A 19,768-nucleotide genomic window follows, 5' to 3' on the forward strand; every position below is an offset into this window, starting at 1 on the left:
TCCTTAGTTGGCGGCTATGAAATAGCCGATTTTTTCATACTGGTTGTTGACCGGCCGTACCTTGGCGCCATTCTCATAGTACCAATGCTGGCACAAGTGCTCCGGAACGAGAAATTTCTCCTTCTGCACAACGGCATTCGGCAATTCGCAAAAAAATTCAAGCTTGAATGAGCCTTTGCCGTGAAAGACGGGCGTGACCGGCGATTTCAAGCGGCCGGTCAAATGCTCCAAGGTCAGCTTGAGCAGATTAAACGAAGTGTAGTAGCTTAGCAGCTTCCACATATGGCAGCCGTCCAGACGCGGGGTCGTCTCGATGATCTTAGGCTCATCGCCCTTCAATTTCATCTGAAAATATAACGGGCCGTTCTTGATGGACAGCTTCTCGGCTGTGCGGCTTACCAGGCTGAACAGCTGATCCAGCATTCCTTCATGGACTGCTCTGGAGGGAACGACATGCTCGCGCACCAGCCCTCCTTCAAACTGCGTCCAGCAATTTCGGTCGGAAGGAATCAGGAAGACGAGCTGCCCATCGATAAAATAAGCGTTGACGGAAATTTCCGGTCCGTCGATATATTCTTCGATAATCACTTTCCCCGTCCGGGAATAGCTTTTGGACATCGCGAACGTTTCCCGAAATTCATCCTCGTTTTTGATCAGCCGAACTCCGCGCTGCCCTTGCGAATCGACGGGCTTCATAATGAAAGGATATTCGAGGCGGACCGGCTCATCCGGCTGCTCGAGAATTTGAAATTGAATGTTGCCTGCAAACGAATTTCCCAGAAAACTTCTTAGCTCATCCTTCCTGTTGCAGATGGTCGCAACTTCGGAGCTGACGAAGTGCGGCAGCCCCAGCTGTTCGCTCACCCAGGAAGCAACCGGCATCGCCATATCGGAGCCTACCGAATACACCACATCGATCTGATGCTTCTCGACAAATCGAACCACCTGTTCCTTATCGAGAAAATTGATCGGCTCGAAATGATCGGCGTATTGGCTGGCCGGGCCATCGTTCGCTTGGGCAATGGCGTAGACCTTGAGGCCCATCTCCTTGCAGGCAAGCACGGCATCGCCCTGTACGGCCGCTACTCCCAGTATTAATATTTTCTGTTTCTCAGCCATCGCTACCCTCTCCAATGTGCACATATTTCTTTTAGCTTCTGTATCGTGTTATGGTCCGGCGATGATGCAAACAAGCTGTAATGCTCAGCCAACAGCTGATCGGGAAAGTCCCACCACTTCAGCTCCAATAACGATTCGATCAGCTGATCGTCAAAACGGTACTTGACGACTTTAGCCGGCACGCCTGCCACGATCGCGTAAGGAGGCACATCCTTCGTCACGACCGCGTTGGCGCCGATGACAGCGCCGTCGCCGACCGTAACCCCTCTGAGCAAGGTCACATTCGCGCCAATCCAAACATCGCTGCCGATGATGCACGGCTGCCGGAAGCGGTCGTAGCTCGCTTCGTCGTCCGGTCTGATGTCATCGACGCTGCTGTACAGAAAGGAGTGGTTCGTAAGCCGGGTGTAATCATGCTCGGCCGGGCCAATCGTCACGCCCCACGATATGGAAGTGAACTTTCCGATATTCGTATGCATGATCACCGTGTCCTGCCCGGTATACGAATGCTCTCCCATCTCCGTATGATAGATATGGCAAAACCGCCCTACCCTCGAATAGTTTTTGAGCCGCGAATGATCGATCTTGGCTCCTTCGGCAGCAATCCCTTTATAGCCGATATGGCTGTTTCGGACCCATGCCTGCTTGTATATTCGCGCTTCGTCTTCAATGGTGGAGGAATGTACTCTTGACTGTACGTCGAAGAAGCAGCGATTTCCCGTATCGGAATCGATAATCTCGGGAGCGAGCCCCGGCTCGATCGTCTTCAACTTTATGAACACTCCCTTCTGATGTACCATTTATTTGCCGAATTTGTGAACGATATCTTGCACCGACGAAATGACGTAGTCGACATCATCATCTGTCATAGACGGGTAAAGCGGCAAGGAAACGATATTTTCAAACCAGGCTTCCGCGTTCGGAAAATCCCCCTTTTTATAACCGAATTTTTTGCTGTAGGCCGTCATGAGGTGAACCGGAATAAAATGAACGCTGGTGCCTACATTGCGCTCCTTTAGCTCCTCGATCAGCTGATCCCTGTCTATACGCAGCTCTGCCGGATTCACGCGCAATACATACAGATGCCAGCTATGGGTTGTCGTGCCTTCGGAAACGGTCGGCACCTTCACTGCCGCAAGCTCGCTGAAAGCGCGGTTATACCGGTCGGCAATCTGGGCGCGTCGCTGCTGCATCTCTTCGAGCCGGTCTAGCTGAATCAAGCCGAGGGAGGCCTGGATATCAAACATATTGTATTTATAGCCCGGCTCTTCGATATCGTATTTCCACGATCCGCCCTTGGCATAACGATTCCAGGCATTGCGGCTCATGCCATGGGTAATCAGCACTCTGGCCCGGTTGGCGATTTCTTCATTATTGGTCACCAGCATGCCGCCTTCGCCGGTGCTGAGATTCTTGGTGGCATAGAAGCTGTAAGAGACGGCGCCCTTAGGATTGTCGCCGATCATCCGCCCTTTATATCGCGTATAAATCGCGTGTGCGGCATCTTCCGATACGAATAAACCGTGTTTGTCCGCTATCTCATAAATGGCATCCAGGTCGCACGAGTGCCCGGAATAATGTACGGGAATGATCGCTTTCGTCCGCGGAGTCACCTTCTTCGCGATTTCATCCGGATCGATGCAGCCTGTCTCCGGATCGATGTCGGCAAAAACCGGCACCGCTCCGACATGAATAATGGTATTGGCCGATGCCGCAAATGTCATCGGGGTGGTGATCACCTCGTCGCCCGGGCCGATATTCGCGGATAACAGCGCAATATGCAGGGCAGCGGTGCAAGAATTCATGGCCACGGCATGCTCGGCCCCTACATACTCGGCGAATTTCTTTTCAAACTCGATCGTTCGCGGGCCTTTGGCTAACCATCCGGATTTCAGCGACTGGACGACTTCATTCACTTCCTCATCCGTAATGTCAGGCAAGCAATAGGGCAAGAAGGCTTCTCTTATTTCGGTTGTTAACATCGTTATCCTCTCCTAAGTTTAGCCATGAGTTCATTTCAAATTTTAAAAAGAAGAAACTATCCATACCTGTCCATACACATAGTTTCTCCTTCTTAATCTTCGAAACGAAGATCGGCAGCGGCCGTCCCCTTCGGTAGCGAGCCTTCGCAGGCGGACAAGGACTTCGCCGAATCCTCAGGATATCTCGGGCATTTAACCCATCCTCACATCACACCCTTGACGATGAACGTCTAAGCCTGCAGCGCAGACCACAGCATGACCGAGTGCCTACAGTGATAAAGGTGCAGTAGACATTACCTGAAGGCCGAACGGAGTTGCCTGCTCCCTCGCCTTCGCTTGTGTCGTGAATGATGCGATTGGGGCAGCCGTTTATCGCACTAAGCTACGGCATGCCGTTCACAAAAATGCAATAATTCTTATGCATTTAATCAACATTATAATTTTAGACGGTCACTAATTCCTTCTGATCCTGCTTATTGCTGCTTTGAAACGTAGGAACGATATGCTTCAGCAGAGCGCGGATCGGCTCCTGGCCTTGTGTGAGCACCTTCTCCAGCTTCTTCATCTCGAAGTCGAGCTCGGTCCGGTCCATGATGACCGGATGGCCGATGAAGATCCGGTTATGCTTCGTCGAGCCCAGGCCTTCCTCGCTTGTCAGCAGTTCTTCGTACAATTTCTCACCGGGACGCATGCCCGTGAACTGAATCTGAATGTCGACGTTCGGCTCGAAGCCGGACAAGCGGATAAGGTCCGTGGCCAAGTCGACGATTTTCACCGGTTCGCCCATATCGAGGACGAACACTTCCCCGCCTTCCGCGAAGGCGCCTGCCTGAATCACCAATTGCACGGCTTCCGGTATCGTCATGAAGTAGCGAATCATCTCCGGATGTGTCACCGTAACCGGGCCGCCCATCGCGATCTGCTGCTTGAAGTGCGGAATGACGCTGCCCCGGCTGCCCAGCACGTTGCCGAAGCGGACGGCGGCGAATTTGGTCTCGCTCTGGTTGTTCAGCGCCTGCACGTACATTTCGGCGATCCGCTTCGTAGTGCCCATGACGCTCGTCGGGTTGACGGCTTTGTCCGTCGATATCATGACGAACCGCTCCGTCCCGTATTTGTCTGCGCAATCGGCGACGTTTTTCGTTCCGAAGACGTTATTTTTGACCGCTTCTGCGGGATTGCGCTCCATCAGAGGCACATGCTTATGGGCGGCCGCATGGAAGACAACATCCGGGCGATAGGTTTTGAAGACGTCGTCCATGCGCTCCCTGTCCTGCACGTCGGCAATGATCGTTTCCAGGACGGCGCCGGGGAACGTTCTCCGCAGCTCCATCTCGATCGCGTAGATGCTGTTCTCGCCGTGACCCAGAAGCAGCAGCCGGGAAGGGCGGAACGGCAGCACCTGACGGCACAGCTCGGAGCCGATCGAGCCGCCGGCGCCGGTAACGAGCACCGTCTTGTTTTCTACATAATTAGCAATTCCTTCCAGATCGACCTTGATCGGGTCCCGGCCGAGCAAATCCTCCACATCGACGTCGCGAATTTCCTTGACGGCGATTTTGCCGTCAATAAGATCTCCGAGCTTCGGAATCAGCTTCAGCTTGGCGCCTGTGCTTTTGCAAATGTCGATCACCCCGGCGATATCCTTGCGGCTGAGCGAAGGCATCGCGATGATGATGTCGTGAATCCCTTTTTCCTTCACAATCTGCGGCACCATCTCCCTCCCCCCGACGACCGTGATGCCCATGATCTGCTTACGGTGCTTCGTCTTGTCGTCGTCGATGAAGGCAACGGGATACATTTGGGCCCCTTTGTTGTACTTCAATTCCTTGGCGATCATCGTCCCGCAGTCTCCGGCCCCGATAATCAGCGCCTTGCGCTTGTTGGTCGGGATTCGGTACATCCGGTCGCGATAAACGCGCCACACGAACCGAACTCCGCCCATCAACAGAAGGATGGTCTCATACGCTCTCAGCACGATCGACAGCGGAACGCTCCGGCCTGTCAGCAGCCCGGCAACCGCCGTAGCCGCAAGGCAAGTGATGAAGACAGCCGCCAATATCGCCACCAGCTCGCCAATGCTGGCATACTGCCATACCCTCTGATACAGCTTGAAATAACCGGCCGTCAGCAGGCATACGGCGATCGAACATAAGCCGTAGATCATGCATTGCTTGTAGTAAAGCGGAGGCACATTGCCGCCAAAGCGCAACAGGTAGGAGGAATAAATGCTTATCCATACGATCAGCACATCAATCGCAACCAGTATTGCCGTTCTTTGTTTACTGCTCATGTCAATCCCCCACTCTAATGCTAACTTTCGGGCTATTTCTGTTTCGGTCCATATCCGTAATAGTAATAATAGGGCGATTCGCTCTTCTTCCGATCCTTGTTATTCAGCACGACGCCGAGCATTCGCGCATTCACCTGCTCCAGCCGGTCCAAAGCCTTGCGGGCCGTATCGCGCTTCACCTTGCCGCAATTCAGCACGAATACGACGCCGTCCACCTTCGTCGCCAAAATCTGCGAATCGGTTACGGCAAGCGTCGGCGGAGAATCGATCAGAATCATCTCAAAGCGCGTCTTCAGCTCCTCGATCAGCTGCTCCATCCGTTTGGAGTTCAGCATCTCGGCCGGATTCGGCGGGATCGGCCCGGACGGAAGCAGATACAGATGGTCGATATGCGTATCGTTCAGGCACTGCTGCAGATCCATCTGTCCAGCCAACAGGTTGGACAGCCCGCTCCGGTTCGATTTGAGAAAATAATGGTGCAAGGTCGGCTTTCGCATATCGGCGTCGATCAGTATCGTGCTCTTTCCTTCCTGGGCGAAGGTGACCGCCAGATTGGAGATCGTCGTCGATTTTCCTTCCGAAGGCTCCGGCGAAGTTACGACAATGCTGCGAATCTGGCTGTCGATCGACGAAAACTGAATGTTCGTGCGAAGCGTCCGGTATGCCTCTGACACGAAGGAACGCGGGTTCTCCTCGGTAATCAGCCGGTAATTATTGACCGATGCTCGCATATCTCGTTTCACCTACCTGTGCATTGGGATTATCGGTTCTCGTCTTCTTGAACTCGTCTTTGTTCATCTTATGAATCGTCACAAGCACCGGCAGCTGAAGCAGCTCTTGCACGTCCGCTTCGCTTTTCACGGTATCGTCCAAATATTCCAGCAGGAAGGCCAGGCCAATGCCCGCCAGCAGAGCTACGACGAAAGCGATCGCCAGGTTGGTTTCCTTCTTCGGCTTCACCGGAACCGGCTTCTCCAGCAGCTTCGCTTCGCTCAGAATCATAATATTGTCGACCTTCATGAAGGTCGGAGTAATCTCCTTGAATACTTGCGCCACCGCATTGACGATGCTGACAGCCCTCGCTTGAGAATGATCTTCCGTGCTGATGGTGATGACCTGGGTATCGTTCACCGAGCTGACATTGATCTTCCGGATAAGCTGTTCGGCCGTCAACTCAAGTTCAGGATACTTCTCCGCCACCTTATCCATGATTGCCGGGCTCTTGATGATTTCCTTGTATGTATTGATCATGAGGATTTGAGAACGAATCGCATCGCTGGAGAAATAATTCAAATCCTTGACCGGCGTTGCTCCGTTCACAATAAGCTTCGTGCTGGCCGAATAGACGGGTTGAATGTAAAAGTAACTGACCGCTCCGGTAACGATGCAGGATACCAATACAATCGTTACAATCATCCATAATCTTTTCTTGATAATGGCCAAATACTCTTTCAGTTCCAATTCCATAAGTTCCCCTCACTTTTCGCGCTTTCCATGATTGTGCTCGAACGATACAATACGTATCATAACACGGGCGACTATGGAAATTTAGCCGACTGCAGTCCCATTTTTTTCCGCTTGTCCCTGGCCGGATACCAAGTGCACACTCCATTCTCGTTCTTTTTAGCGAACATCCGACTTCAAGGCCTTGTGGCACCAAATGTATCATCCAAGCGGCGATCAATCGTTATGATACGGCATGCGCTGGTCCAGCGAATCGTTCATGGATGCCTTATTTCATGAAGTACATTTGTTTAGGAGCGGGATACGGGGAGGAACCTTGAATCAGCAAAGCGATTCCACTGTGCGTCCAGCGATCTTCGCGAATACCCAGTTCGTTTAAAATCTTGCGGACATCCAGCGGTTTGTTCCCTTGATTCGGATCATGGCCGTTCATCATTAACGCTCCTTCTCCTAAATAAATTTTTAGAAACATCCAATTGCGAACCATCATGCAACGGCGGCTCACATATCACTTTATGATACATTATGTATCTTGTCAAACGCTGATTATATCGATTTATGTAATAATATGTCGAATATAGAAAAAATGAATCATATTTCTCAAATAAAAATTTTCAAAACTTTGAAGCGCTTACACCAATTTTTGGATGCCGCAACTCCGCCTGCGACTCTATGACTACATTTAGGACCCTATATTCGCGTATGTACGAACAAGGCCGCGCAGACCCTTTTTTTTCATACAAAAGCACCCTTGACGGGTGCTTTTGCGCCTATTTTGCAAGCTCAAATCTTGATTTGACGATGTCGAAAACGATCTGATGTCCTTCTGCGGCAAGCTGCCCATCGCCTTCGATGAGCTGCGCAAGGTCAGGCTGGCGGCGGAGCTCGGAATATAAATCGACATAATCCCAACCTTGGGCGGATACATATACTCCCGTGCTGTAGGCATAATCGTTCAACGTCAGTCCCAAATTATTTTTGGTCTCGCTGACTTCTTTGGGCGGCGAAGACAGGAGCAGCAGCTTTGCGTCAGGGACTTCCGTTTGAATTTTGTACACGGCATCGGTGATGCTCTTCACGGCGCTTTGGAGCGGAACGGATTGCATATGCTCGTCCGCGATCATCGTATCCAGAATGAAAAGGTCCGGTTGCTGGCCAGTCGCCTCCTGCATTTTGTTTTCGTCCCATAAAGCCTGCAGCCCCGGAGCGACCGCGCGGTACTCCGACCACTTCACGCCGTCGTATCCGATAGCGCTTCTCAGATGCTGCTTCATGAAGGTGCTCCAATGCGTTCCGGCCTCGCCATTGTCAGCCACCGGCGCCGCTGCCGAGCCGAGCGCCGCCACCTTGACCTCCCCCTTCAGCGCATGCGCATAGCGGATATCGTCCATGATTGAGCGCGGAGAACCGTCCGGCTTCCAGCGCTCGATTTCTTCCTGATGCCGCTTCCGCTTAAGCTCCTCGTACTGCTGCTGCCATCGCACCGACTCAGCTCCTTCTCGGGCAATGGCTGCGTCGTATCTTTGGTTCCCGAAATAAACAATCGCTATAAAAATGCCAAGCAGCAGCGCCAGCGTCAACGTTTTGAGCCAATTCGGCAATGGTAACAGCTCCTTCTTCTGTAGAAAAAGGAGAGGCTCCAGCCCCTCCTCTTTTTTTTCTTCTATTATATAGTCGCAATAGTCACAGGTATCGGTTATTCGTTGATAAATTTCAGATGCGTCAGCATCCGCTTCAAAATTACGGCAGCCTGGGCCCGGCTTGCCTGCTGCTTCGGCTCGAACGACTTGCCGTCCACCGTGCCGACGATCCCGAGGCTTGCCAATTGAACTACATCATCCGCCGCCCACGCGCTGATCGCATGCTGATCGCTGAATACGGCGCCGTCTCTCTGCACGGACGTCAATCTGCCGGCTTCGGCGAAGCGGATCGCCCGCGCGATCAGAACGGCGAGCTGCTCGCGGTCCAGCGTCACTTCCGGGCGGAAGGTGCCGTCCTCGTAGCCTTCGATCAAACCGGCCTTGAAGGCGGCCTCGACGAAGCTGCTGTGCCAGTCGCTTGCCGTCACGTCCTTGAAGCGGGATTGATAAGCATCCGGCTTCAAGCCAAGCGAGCGGACAAGCAGCGCCGCAAATTGGGCGCGGGTCAGCTTTTCGTCGGGAGCGAATTCGTTCTCCGACATGCCCATGACAATCAGCTTGGAGGCCATCGTCTCGATATCGCTTTGTGCCCAGTGGCCATCGATGTCTAGGAATGTACGATGCGATTCGATGATGCCGTAGATGCTGTCGTGCGGAGACTTCAGCCTGGCCGTCGAATTGCCGTCCCCGTTCTCGAAGAGCGTCGGGATAAAGTAGATGGCGCTTGAATCGGGATCATACCATACGCCAGTGCCATATGTTGGATTGACCGGCTTGTCGATCGTAAGCTCGCGCTCCACATAAATGCCGTTGTAGCCGGTAATTTTCACATCGCCGACGGCAATCGAAAATTCGTGAGGCGTCGTAATCAGATCGATGCCGAGCTTTCTTGCCGTCTCGGCCACCTTCGTTTCCGTTGCCGCTTCCGAGCGCTGCACGGTGACAACGATCGGGCCGGCCGAGCCTGACGACAGGCTGCTGAGCAGCGATACCGGCAGCTTATATTTGGCGGAGCCAAGCTCGATCGCGATGAACGCTTTGGACGAGCCCGCCCCGGCAAAAGCGGCTACCGGCAGTTCCACCCGGACCACGTCGCCGCTTCCGGCGATCGTGATCGTATCGGTGGTCGCATTTCCGCTGTCAATCGCTTCGATGGCCGCTTTCAAAGCAGCGGCATCAACCGTGATCGTGCTGCCGGATTTGACAAGCGCGCTATCGCTCAGCTTGCCCTCGAACGTCGAGCCGGAAGGAGCGGGAGCTGAGCCGCCGCCTCTCCTTCCGCCGCCGGAGCGCCCTTGACCGAGACCTTCCGTGCGAATGATGAGAGACGCCGTCGACAAAATCGCCTTGAAATCAGGATCGACCTTCCGGATGAACCGCTTCGCCGTTTCGATCAGGTCAGCGCTGGTCACACCTAAATTTTTCAGCACTTTGCTGAAGCGGATGGAGGGATCGTCCAACATTTTGCCGATCTCTTCCTCTACGATTTTTTCAGCCTCGGCGCGGTTGTTAAGCAGGCGGGCCAGCTCGGCTGCCGTCATATTGCGGAAGCGCTGCTCAAGATTGATTTTCGTTTTCCTTGCCAGCATGGTGACATCCTTGAGATCGACCTCTCCCAAGCCTTTGTCGAGCCCGCCCAGCTTGATCAGCTGATCCGTAATGCGGCGGGTCTGCCCGTCTTGAATGACTTCCACTGCCGTGCTGCCGTCCGGACTATAATCGATGCCGGCCTGCAAAACGAGATACAACATATTTTCCGCCGTCAAATCCGGATACTGATCCTTATTGTCCGCAGCATCGAGCTTCGCTTTGACCCGATTCCAGATCGGGGCCACCAGTTCGGCATTGCCGGACAAGTCCGACTTCAGCGCCCGGAATCGTTCGCGTGCCGCTTTGATGTTCGCTTCTTCTTCGGCGGTCATGGCATTGCGCAGCTGCTTCGCTTTTTCCAATAGCTGCTTGTCAAGCTCCGCAGCCCAGGCTTGATTCGCAAGCGGAATGCCTGCAGGCAGCGCCATGGACAAGCTGCTGAGCAGCAGACTTGCGCTAATCGAGGCGGCCATCAGTTTTTTGCTTTTGTTCTTCATCATGCATCAACTCCATTATAATGAATTTTAATGATGCCAAAACTGGTACCAACGCTTGCTCTGCCTAGGGGAATCTCTAGGCACAATGCTGGTGCCCGACACAAGCCGGTTCGCATTGTCTGCATAATATTCCGCATAAGAGGACCCCAGTTGATCCTCGAGCACCCGATAAGCTTCGGCCAATGCCGATATACAGCGGGCCGAATTGTGCGCATCCGAACCGAGCAGATGCACGATTCCTTGCCGACACAGCGATAACGCCAGTCTCCGAATCGTCCGCCCGTGCATGCCGATGACAGAACCGGCGGTCAATTGCAGCAGCGCCCCATGCTCGACAAGCTGTCTGGCGCGGTCCGGCTCGGCAATAATCTCCGCATTTCTTTCCGGATGAGCGATAACAGGATGCAGATTTTTGATCCGCAGCTCATACAATAAATCATAGATGCTATCCGGTATATGCGAATGAGGCATCTCCAGCAATATATATTCAGATTGATTGAGACAGAGCAGCTGCCCCTGGTCCCATTCATCGAGCAAGCCGGCATGTATGCGAATTTCTTGTCCAGGCAGCAGCCGAAGCGGCATATTGCGCCCGGCCAGCTCCTCCTGCAGCGCCGAAAGCGATTCCCGGACGGCGAAGGCCGGATTGTCGTAAGCCCCGTTCGCATGATGCGGGGTGACGATAATCGTTTCGATGCCGTTCTTTATGGCGATCTCAGCCATTTGGAGCGCCTGCTCCAACGTCTGTGATCCGTCGTCCAGACCTGGAAGTATATGGCAATGGGTGTCGATCAGCTTTATCATATTCTCATTCCCCGCTATGCTTGTAAATCGATGCCGGAAGTTCCTCATCGCACCGGACCGCGGCGGCCGGCCGAACGGACTCGGCCGATCCCGGTTTTGCAGACTTCTGCCTTGACCAGCGGCCAGGATGGATAAATGTCTTCGGCATTTGCCATCCTATATATTATGGAAGAGAGACGCCTCTAACGAGCATTTCCTCTCGTCATCGCTTGCCATGACGATAAGTAATCATTGAGGCGTTCGACTCATTCATTCTTTCATCGACAAAATCATACAATACTCTTCCCATCATCTGTATTTTGGGGTACAATAGTCTCTGTTGATACATTTTGTAAAATATCCGTGACATTATTACTATAAGTTGATAAAATGTTACATTATGTAACCATTATTATACTAATCATCGTTATGAACCAAAGCATAAAGTGTTATAATGATGATATTATCGCAAGACTTAAGTCTTCAGACGCATTCGCACGTTATTTGGGGGTATCTGTATGAAATATGGGGAGCGCATCGCCCGGCTCAGAGAAAAGCACTCCATGACCCAAGAGGATTTAGCCAACAGACTAGGCATAACCCGCGCCTCTTTGTCTCACTACGAGAACAACAGACGTGAACCGGATTACGATACGACGGTAAAAATCGCCAATCTGTTCAACGTATCCATCGATTACTTGATGGGCCGTACAGAGGACCCGTACAAGGTTCTTGACGATGATGTCCGGCAGTTCGTTGACAGCCTGGAGCTGTCCGACGAAACGATCCTGGAGAAATTCACCCTTACCATCGACGGCAAAAAGCTAACTCCTGACGAAGCCAAGCGATTCATCGCTTTCGTCCGGGCAGAACGCTCCATGCACGAATAGATCAGCGACATGGTCAAATATTACTTTATGATACATTTTGTAACGTGTCAACCATCTAAATGCCTGTTTTTGCTCAGCTCATTCCGTTCGCTTCATCCCTGATTCTACGATCCGTTTGACCAACCGCGCCCTCGCACGCCGGCCTGCCCCGCTGTATCAAGCCTGTCCTTCAAGGAAAGTAGCCGCAGATCAAGGAGATGCGGCTGCCCTGGACAGATCGCTCCGGCGACCGATGACCCCGCACGCATGAGCGCTTCCCCTTCCGTGACCGCTCCGGTACCTTCGCCTTCATAATGATACGAATTGTATCATCCGCATTCACAAAAGCCTAACGCTACCCCCCTGCCCCATAGGCCGCCGACGTGCTCTTTTCCCTGCGAAAACTGCCGTGCTCTTCTCTCCGCAAAAGACCGCCAAGGAAATGACACGAGCGCCTGCTCATCATTTTGCCGCACACGCCCCGGAAACCCAGATTCCATGCTGCGGCGCTAATGTCCCGAGCAATACAACAAGCCTCTGCGCGAGGGCAGAGGCTGTCGTCATTGCAGCAATGAATAAGTTCAGATATAAGATGAGCAGTCGAAGTACAGCTGTATTCGCGCGGAAAGTAGCAGTCGAAGTACAGGCTGTATTCGTGCAGAGATTAGCAATCGAAATACAGACTGTATTCGTGCGGATGAATGCGAATCGATACGGCCTTCGCTTCTTCGCGCTTGAATGCAATGTAGTTGTTGATGAAGTCTTGAGAGAACACGCCGCCTTCGAGCAGAAACTCATGGTCAGCTTCCAATGCGGTGAGCGCCTCATCCAGCGAGCCCGGTACGCTGCGGATTTCCGCTTTCTCGGCGTCGGACAGCTCGTAAATGTTCTTGTCGAACGGACCATAGCCCAGAGCGCGCGGGTCGATCTTCTTCTTGATGCCGTCCAGACCGGCCATCAGCATTGCCGCGAACGCCAGGTACGGGTTCGCCGTGGAGTCCGGCGTACGGAACTCGATGCGACAGCCTTTCGGCGTAACAGCTGCTACCGGAATACGAACGGCCGCGGAACGGTTGCCCTTGGAGAATACCAGGTTGACCGGAGCTTCGTAACCCGGTACGAGACGCTTGAACGAGTTCGTGCTCGGGTTCGTCAGGGCGATCAGCGCCGGAGCGTGATACAGAATGCCGCCGATGTAGTTCAAAGCCGTTTCGCTCAGGTTCGCATAACCGTTCTTGTCATAGAACAGCGGAGTGTCGCCGTCGAAGATCGATTGGTGAACGTGCATGCCGCTGCCGTTGTCGCCGAAGAGCGGCTTCGGCATGAAGGTTGCGACTTTGCCGTACTGTCTTGCTACGTTGTGAACGATATATTTGTATTTGAGGAGGTTGTCAGCCGTTTTCGTCAGCGTGTCGAAACGGAAGTTGATCTCGCCTTGACCTGCCGTCGCTACCTCGTGATGGTGACGCTCGATGCGAAGACCGGCTTCCATCATCAGTCTGCACATTTCGCTGCGGATGTCCTGCTGGGAATCCATCGGAGCGACCGGCACGTAACCGCCTTTGACCGGAATCTTGAAGCCCAGATTGCCGCCCTCTTCCTTGCGGCCGCTGTTCCATGCCGCTTCTTCGGAGTCGACCTCGAAGTAGGATTTGTTCATGCCCGTTTCAAAACGCACATCGTCAAAAATAAAGAACTCGGATTCCGGAGCGAAGAATGCCGCCGTACCGACACCGGACTTCTGCAGGAACTCTTCCGCTTTTTGCGCGATGCTGCGCGGATCGCGGTCGTAGCGCTCGCCATCCGGAGTGAAAATGTTGCTCATAATAACGAGCGTCGGGTGAGCGGTGAACGGGTCCACATATGCCGTCTCGGTGTCGGGCATCATGACCATATCAGATTCCTCGATGCCGCGGAAGCCGGGAATGGAAGAGCCGTCGAAGGCTACGCCGTTGACGAAGGTGTCTTCGTCCACTTCACTGGCCGGAAGGCTGATGTGTTGAGCTTTGCCGGACAAGCCGACAAACCGAAAATCTACCCATTCGATGCCTTTTTCTTTGATCAAGTTGAGCACATTTTGAACTGACATGGACACGCAAACCTCCTGATTTCCGAACATTATTAGCTCTTATTTCAAGCATTGTTCAGCTTTGTTAATGATCTTGTCGTTATTATAACCCTATTCGCCAATAATCGTCAATACTTATGTGAGGTATTTTTTATCCATATGTTAGGTATTATGACATACAAAGCCGGATTGTTCACATTTCGGACATACAAAAGGCTTGATTTTCCAAGATTCCTTGAAAAACCAAGCCTTCCAGCGCTATTAATATTCGGATGTCAACATGTATATGTCGGCAACATGACGGTCATCGCTATACGGTAACGAAGCTTTTGTGCGTATTGAACGTTTTGCCGCAGAGCGGGGCGAGCTTCTCGAGATCGAGCATTAGCCTAGCGAATTGTTCGGGAAACAGCGATTGCACGCCGTCGCCGGTCATCGAATTGTCCGGATCCGTATGCATTTCCACGATCAGCCCGTTCGCCCCGGCGGCTACGGACGCTTTGCTCATCGGCTCGACAAGCTCGCGACGTCCCGTGCCGTGACTCGGATCGGCGATGACCGGCAGATGGCTGAGCGACTGCAGCGCCGGAATCGCCGCCAAATCGAGCGTATTTCTCGTGTAAGGTTCGAATGTTCGTATTCCGCGCTCGCACAGCATGACGTTCGGATTGCCGCCCGCCAAAATATATTCCGCCGCATTGAGGAATTCGTCGTATGTGGCGCTGAACCCCCGCTTGAGCAGCACCGGCTTCTGAATCGTTCCCAGCTTGCGCAGCAGGTCGAAGTTTTGCATGTTCCGGGTGCCGACCTGCAATATATCGGCATATTCCGCGCATACGTCCACGTACTCCGGCGTCATGACCTCCGTAACGGTCAGCAGTCCGTGCTTGCGGCCGGCCTCTGCCATCATCTCAAGCCCTTCCACGCCGATGCCCTGGAAGCTGTACGGCCCCGTGCGCGGCTTGAAAGCGCCGCCGCGCAGCACCTGAGCTCCGGACGCCTTGACGATCGCGGCGATTTCGTCAATCTGCTTGGACGTCTCTACTGCACAAGGACCGCCCATAATGACGAGCTGATCGCCGCCGATCTCCACGTCGCCCAGCTTAATAACCGTATTGTCCGGATGAAAATCGCGGCTGGCCAGCTTGTAAGACTTGGAAATCTTGACGACCTGCTCGACGCCCGACAGCTGTCTGAGCTGCTCGGTCAGCTTCGGATCGGCTTTGCCGATAATGCCGACGACCGTGCGGTCCACCCCGCGCGACACATGAACGCTGACGTCATGCTTCTCAATATAATGGATAATCTCCTGAATGCGCTCCTCAGGCGTCTTGTTGGATATAATCACGATCATGACCAGTTCACGCTCCCCATCCCATCATGGTTTCACTCATCTTGCACTTGCACACTTCGACGCTTATACGCTTTTAAGCTTTTAATCGTTAAAGCAAATATACATCAGAAGTTGACATCCGTCAACCCTTATTTAATTATTGGCGAGCGTTTATATTGAAAATAGCCGCGGGCCCGCGCCCCATTTTCATCTTCTGATGGTGTCGCGCAAGCCGCATGGGGGTCTATGTTGAAAATAGCGCCCCAGGGATCGCGGCCCATTTTCATCTTCTGGTGGTGCTGCGCCAGCGGCATGGGCGTCTATCTTGAAAATAGCGCGGGGCCCGCGGCCCATTTTCACCATCTGATGGTGCCGCGCCGGCGGCATGGGCGTCTATCTTGAAAATAGCGCCGGGCCCGCGCCCCATTTTCATCTTCTGATGGTGCTGCGCGAGCGGCATGGGCGTCTATGTTGAAAATGCTGCGGTATCCATGAGCCGAACTTTCAACACCGCAGGCGACGGCCGATGACGAAGGAAGCACTCGCTATAGTCGTCCTTCCCGAAAATGCGGCGGCAGCCGCAGGCGCCTAAGCGGCGACCCTGAGCGGCGAGGCTCCGCCCCCCTCTGCTGCGAGAATGCAGAGCCGTCCTCCCTGCCTTACGCTTTGCTTTTGGCGACAGGGATAAGCCGATTCATATTGACCGTCCTGCGAATTTCCCATGTGGCGGGATCGTTCGGATCGTACTGCTCCAAATAAGCGATGACTTCCTTCGTAATCGGCGTCGGCGTCGAGGCGCCGGACGTGACGGCGACGCGGCGGACCGGCTCCAGCCATTCCCGCTTCAACTCGGTAATGTCGGCGATGCGGTACGCCTTGACGCCGGCGATCTCCTCCGCCACTTGAGCGAGCCGGTTGGAATTGTTGCTGCGCGGGTCCCCTACGACGAGCACCAGGTCCGCATCCTTCGCCTGCTCCGCCACCGCTTCCTGCCGGACCTGCGTCGCCAGACATATCTCGTTATGAACCTCCGCCTGCGGAAAACGCTCCAGCAGCCGATTCATAATATGCTTGATGTCCCACTGGCTCATCGTCGTCTGGTTCGTGATCAAAATTTTGGCGTCCGCCAGCTGAAGCCCGTCGATCTCCTCCAGCTTTTCGATCAAATGCACGCGGTCCGGCGCGATGCCGACGGCGCCTTCCGGCTCGGGGTGGCCTTTTTTGCCAATATAGATGACCTCGTACCCTTCAGCCGTCTTCTCGCGAATCAGATCGTGCGTCTTGGTCACATCGGGGCATGTCGCATCGACGACCGTCAGCCCCTTGTCCCGCGCCCGCTTGCGGACCTCCGGGGAGACACCGTGCGCCGTGAAAATGACCGTTCCGCTCTCGACTTGCTCCAGAATCTCCAGCCGGTTCGGGCCGTCCAGCGTAATAATGCCTTCTTTCTCAAAAAAGTCGGTGACATGCGCATTATGAACAATCATGCCGAGGATATAGACAGGACGGGGCAGATCGAGATTTTTGGCCGTCTGCATGGCCAGCGCCATCGCATCGACGACGCCGTAGCAATAGCCCCGGGGCGATATTTTGATAACATCCATTACGGCACCTGCTTTACACGATAATTGGCGATCCGGTGTTGCTACGATCTATTATACCTGAATCGGCCGCCCGATGGAACGACCCGAACAGACCGACCGGTCCGAACTCTCCATTCAATCCGGACGATCCGAAGATCCGAACGACCCGGGCGCTCCTGCCGATCACGCCTCGTCCGGCTCTTCCGCCGCCTCGCTCCATGTCGCCGGATCGACGGCCGGGAACCAGATGACGAACGTGCTGCCCTCGCCCTTGCGCGTCATCACCTCGATCGAGCCGTCATGCTCGTCGATAATCCACCTGGCGATCGACAGCCCGAGTCCGGTGCCGGACCGCTTGCCGCGCGACGGATCGGCCCGGTAAAATCTTTCGAATATATGCGGCACTTCCTCTTTGTCCATGCCGATGCCGGTATCCTCGATGCGGATGCCGACTTGGCCGTCCTTGGCTACAGCGTCCAGACGCACATGGCCTCGGTCGGTATACTTGAAAGCATTTTCGATAAAAATGAACAGCAGCTGCTGCAAATAATCTTTATTGCCCAAGACAAACTTGCCGTCCAGTTCGGCCAGCGAGCCGTGCAGCCATTCCGCTTTGCGGGGCAGCAGCTGCGCCCTGCGCACGACCTCCTCGACGACGGGCCTCAGCTCAAGCAGCGACTTCGTCATCTGAAAGCCGGCGTCCGCCCGCGCAAGCGACAGCAGATCGTTGACGAGCCGCGACATGCGCTCCGCCTCCCCGGCGATATCCTGCATCGCTTCCAGCGAAACCTGCAGCTTCTGCGAATCGCCATCCGCCGCATCTCCGGCGCCCGAGCTGCCGGGGGCGGAAGCTGTCATCACCGCCTGCCGCCACATTTTTTCCAGCAGATCGACATTGCCGCGGATCGTCGTCAGCGGCGTCCGCAGCTCGTGCGAAGCGTCCGATACGAACCGGCGCTGCGCCCGATAAGCCTCCTCCAGTTCGGCATAGGCGCCTTGAATGCGCTCCAGCATATTGTTGATCGTCGAGGTCAGCCGCCCGATCTCGTCGTGCGGCCCGTAATATTCGATGCGCCGGTCGAGATCCGCCCCGCGCTGAATCTGATTCGTCGCGGCGATCACCTGATCGATCGGGCGAAGCGCTTTGCGGGCCAGGAACCAGCCGACGCTGGCTGCCAGAAATACGCTGAGCAGCGCGGCGATCGTCAAAATCAATCGCAGCAAGGCGAAGGTGCTCTCCGTCGCATCGATATAATAGGCCGCCTGCATGACACCGCCGACCTGCAGACCGCCGCCCCGCAGCACGAGAATCGGCGAATTGTAGATCAGAAATTTCCGGTTGTCGATGTCCACTTTTTTGACGATCGGCTTCTTCAGAAGCGTCTGCAGTTCCCCCGCTGTCGGCTCCGGGAAGACGATGCCCGTATCCTTCAGATTGCTGGACTGCCCCTTCCGGCCGGTCCTCACGTCGATCACCTGATAATAGGTCAGGCTCCCGCGGCTGTTGACAAGCTTGATGTCGACATTAATATCGTTCAAAAAAATCGTCAGCTCCGGCTTCATCCGGCTCTTGAGATCTTCCGCCGAGGCTTTCAGCTCATCTTCCAGCGAGCTGTATGATGTGTAGTGCAGAAACGTATAGAGACCTAAACAAAATACAAGCAGCGTCGCCGACAAAATGGCCGTGTACCAAGCCGTCAGCTTCAGCCGGATCGACATGTCAATCGTCCCCTCTAAGCACGTAGCCGGCGCCGCGAACCGTCTGAATAATCCGCTTATGGCCGTGCTCCTCCGTCTTCTGGCGCAGCAGCGCGATATATACCTCCAGCACGTTCGACTCGCCGCTGTAATCGTACCCCCATATTTTCTCCATGATCACGTCGCGGGACAGCACCCTTCGCGGATTTTGCATGAACAGCGACAGCAGTTCGAATTCCTTGGCCGTCAGCTCGATCCGCTTGCCGCCGCGGAATACTTCGCGCGTGTCCAGATCGAGGAACACATCCAAATACTGCAGCTTGTTCGTCGGCTGCTCGGCTTTGTCGGCCGCGCGCCGGCGCAGCAGCACGCGCACGCGGGCCAGCAGCTCCTCCAGCGCGAACGGCTTGACCAAATAATCGTCCGCGCCGAGATCCAGACCCTTCACCCGGTCCGATACGTCATCCTTGGCCGTCAGCATCAGCACAGGCACATTGGAGCCGCCTTCGCGGATGCGGCGAATCACTTCCCAGCCGTCCAGCTGGGGCATCATCACGTCCAGAATGACCGTATCCGGATCATGCTCCAAAATCTGCTTCAGCCCGTCCATGCCATGAGTCGCCGTAAAGACAGTGTAGCCTTCGAAGGCGAGCGTCCTTCGCAGCATGGAGGTGATTTTCTCATCGTCGTCAATGACCAAAATTTTCTCTCGCACAGTTCCTTCCCCCTCGCAATCATAAAATCCGTCCGGCGAACAGGTTTGCGGCCAAGTCTGACGCGCTGCCGCATCCCCAATCCCTCGTGCTTTGATCGTATCAAAAAATGGCGCTGCGGTACAAAAAAGAAGCA

General features: G+C 54.3%; 15 protein-coding genes and 1 pseudogene. 1 reads left to right on the forward strand and 15 read right to left on the reverse strand.

The window, feature by feature from the left end:
• Nucleotides 1–3: 3 nt before the first annotated feature.
• The 10 genes and pseudogenes from F591_RS0109010 to F591_RS0109055 all read right to left on the reverse strand — a co-directional run bounded on the left by F591_RS0109010 (nucleotide 4) and on the right by F591_RS0109055 (nucleotide 11,389).
• The gene (locus F591_RS0109010) at nucleotides 4–1,119 is read right to left on the reverse strand and encodes an ATP-grasp domain-containing protein (RefSeq protein WP_040741349.1); all 1,116 of its coding nucleotides are present in this window, start codon (nucleotides 1,117–1,119) and stop codon (nucleotides 4–6) included.
• Between the two features lie 175 nt (nucleotides 1,120–1,294).
• Nucleotides 1,295–1,427 (reverse strand): annotated as a pseudogene (locus F591_RS33525) (DapH/DapD/GlmU-related protein); the annotation flags it as partial.
• 492 nt (nucleotides 1,428–1,919) lie between these two features.
• A complete protein-coding gene (locus tag F591_RS0109020; RefSeq protein ID WP_019534272.1) occupies nucleotides 1,920–3,101 on the reverse strand; it encodes a DegT/DnrJ/EryC1/StrS family aminotransferase in 1,182 nt (393 codons plus the stop codon).
• Nucleotides 3,102–3,543: 442 nt separating this feature from the next.
• On the reverse strand, nucleotides 3,544–5,394 hold the full coding sequence (locus F591_RS0109025) for a polysaccharide biosynthesis protein (RefSeq protein ID WP_019534273.1): 1,851 nt from the start codon (nucleotides 5,392–5,394) through the stop codon (nucleotides 3,544–3,546).
• A 32-nt stretch (nucleotides 5,395–5,426) separates the two neighbouring features.
• Nucleotides 5,427–6,125, reverse strand: coding sequence for a CpsD/CapB family tyrosine-protein kinase (locus F591_RS0109030; protein ID WP_019534274.1), 699 nt, complete (start codon nucleotides 6,123–6,125; stop codon nucleotides 5,427–5,429).
• The gene (locus tag F591_RS0109035) at nucleotides 6,106–6,861 is read right to left on the reverse strand and encodes a YveK family protein (RefSeq protein ID WP_019534275.1); all 756 of its coding nucleotides are present in this window, start codon (nucleotides 6,859–6,861) and stop codon (nucleotides 6,106–6,108) included. Before F591_RS0109035 ends, F591_RS0109030 begins: the two co-directional genes overlap by 20 nt.
• Before the next feature lie 265 nt (nucleotides 6,862–7,126).
• A complete protein-coding gene (locus tag F591_RS31315; protein ID WP_156829496.1) occupies nucleotides 7,127–7,294 on the reverse strand; it encodes a hypothetical protein in 168 nt (55 codons plus the stop codon).
• Nucleotides 7,295–7,628: 334 nt separating this feature from the next.
• A complete protein-coding gene (locus tag F591_RS0109045; RefSeq protein WP_019534277.1) occupies nucleotides 7,629–8,459 on the reverse strand; it encodes an SGNH/GDSL hydrolase family protein in 831 nt (276 codons plus the stop codon).
• A 95-nt stretch (nucleotides 8,460–8,554) separates the two neighbouring features.
• Nucleotides 8,555–10,588, reverse strand: coding sequence for an S-layer homology domain-containing protein (locus F591_RS0109050; protein ID WP_019534278.1), 2,034 nt, complete (start codon nucleotides 10,586–10,588; stop codon nucleotides 8,555–8,557).
• 24 nt (nucleotides 10,589–10,612) lie between these two features.
• On the reverse strand, nucleotides 10,613–11,389 hold the full coding sequence (locus F591_RS0109055; RefSeq protein ID WP_026326480.1) for a tyrosine-protein phosphatase: 777 nt from the start codon (nucleotides 11,387–11,389) through the stop codon (nucleotides 10,613–10,615).
• A gap of 497 nt (nucleotides 11,390–11,886) precedes the next feature.
• Here F591_RS0109055 and F591_RS0109060 point away from each other — a divergent pair, with 497 nt between their 5' ends.
• On the forward strand, nucleotides 11,887–12,258 hold the full coding sequence (locus tag F591_RS0109060; protein ID WP_019534280.1) for a helix-turn-helix domain-containing protein: 372 nt from the start codon (nucleotides 11,887–11,889) through the stop codon (nucleotides 12,256–12,258).
• A 643-nt stretch (nucleotides 12,259–12,901) separates the two neighbouring features.
• On the opposite strand, the gene glnA is transcribed toward F591_RS0109060, so the two are convergent.
• The 5 genes from glnA to F591_RS0109085 all read right to left on the reverse strand — a co-directional run bounded on the left by glnA (nucleotide 12,902) and on the right by F591_RS0109085 (nucleotide 19,634).
• Nucleotides 12,902–14,326 carry a type I glutamate--ammonia ligase gene (gene glnA / locus F591_RS0109065; RefSeq protein WP_019534281.1) on the reverse strand — a complete coding sequence of 475 codons (1,425 nt, stop codon included), beginning with the start codon at nucleotides 14,324–14,326 and terminating at the stop codon, nucleotides 12,902–12,904.
• Nucleotides 14,327–14,615: 289 nt separating this feature from the next.
• On the reverse strand, nucleotides 14,616–15,659 hold the full coding sequence (gene aroF, locus F591_RS0109070; protein WP_019534282.1) for a 3-deoxy-7-phosphoheptulonate synthase: 1,044 nt from the start codon (nucleotides 15,657–15,659) through the stop codon (nucleotides 14,616–14,618).
• 638 nt (nucleotides 15,660–16,297) lie between these two features.
• Nucleotides 16,298–17,242 carry a 4-hydroxy-3-methylbut-2-enyl diphosphate reductase gene (locus F591_RS0109075; protein ID WP_019534283.1) on the reverse strand — a complete coding sequence of 315 codons (945 nt, stop codon included), beginning with the start codon at nucleotides 17,240–17,242 and terminating at the stop codon, nucleotides 16,298–16,300.
• Between the two features lie 162 nt (nucleotides 17,243–17,404).
• On the reverse strand, nucleotides 17,405–18,940 hold the full coding sequence (locus tag F591_RS0109080) for a sensor histidine kinase (protein ID WP_019534284.1): 1,536 nt from the start codon (nucleotides 18,938–18,940) through the stop codon (nucleotides 17,405–17,407).
• 1 nt (nucleotide 18,941) lies between these two features.
• Nucleotides 18,942–19,634 carry a response regulator transcription factor gene (locus F591_RS0109085; RefSeq protein ID WP_019534285.1) on the reverse strand — a complete coding sequence of 231 codons (693 nt, stop codon included), beginning with the start codon at nucleotides 19,632–19,634 and terminating at the stop codon, nucleotides 18,942–18,944.
• Between the last annotated feature and the right edge of the window lie 134 nt (nucleotides 19,635–19,768).

The organism is Paenibacillus ginsengihumi DSM 21568, assembly GCF_000380965.1.
In the GTDB taxonomy this organism is placed as follows: Bacteria; Bacillota; Bacilli; order Paenibacillales; family NBRC-103111; genus Paenibacillus_G; species Paenibacillus_G ginsengihumi.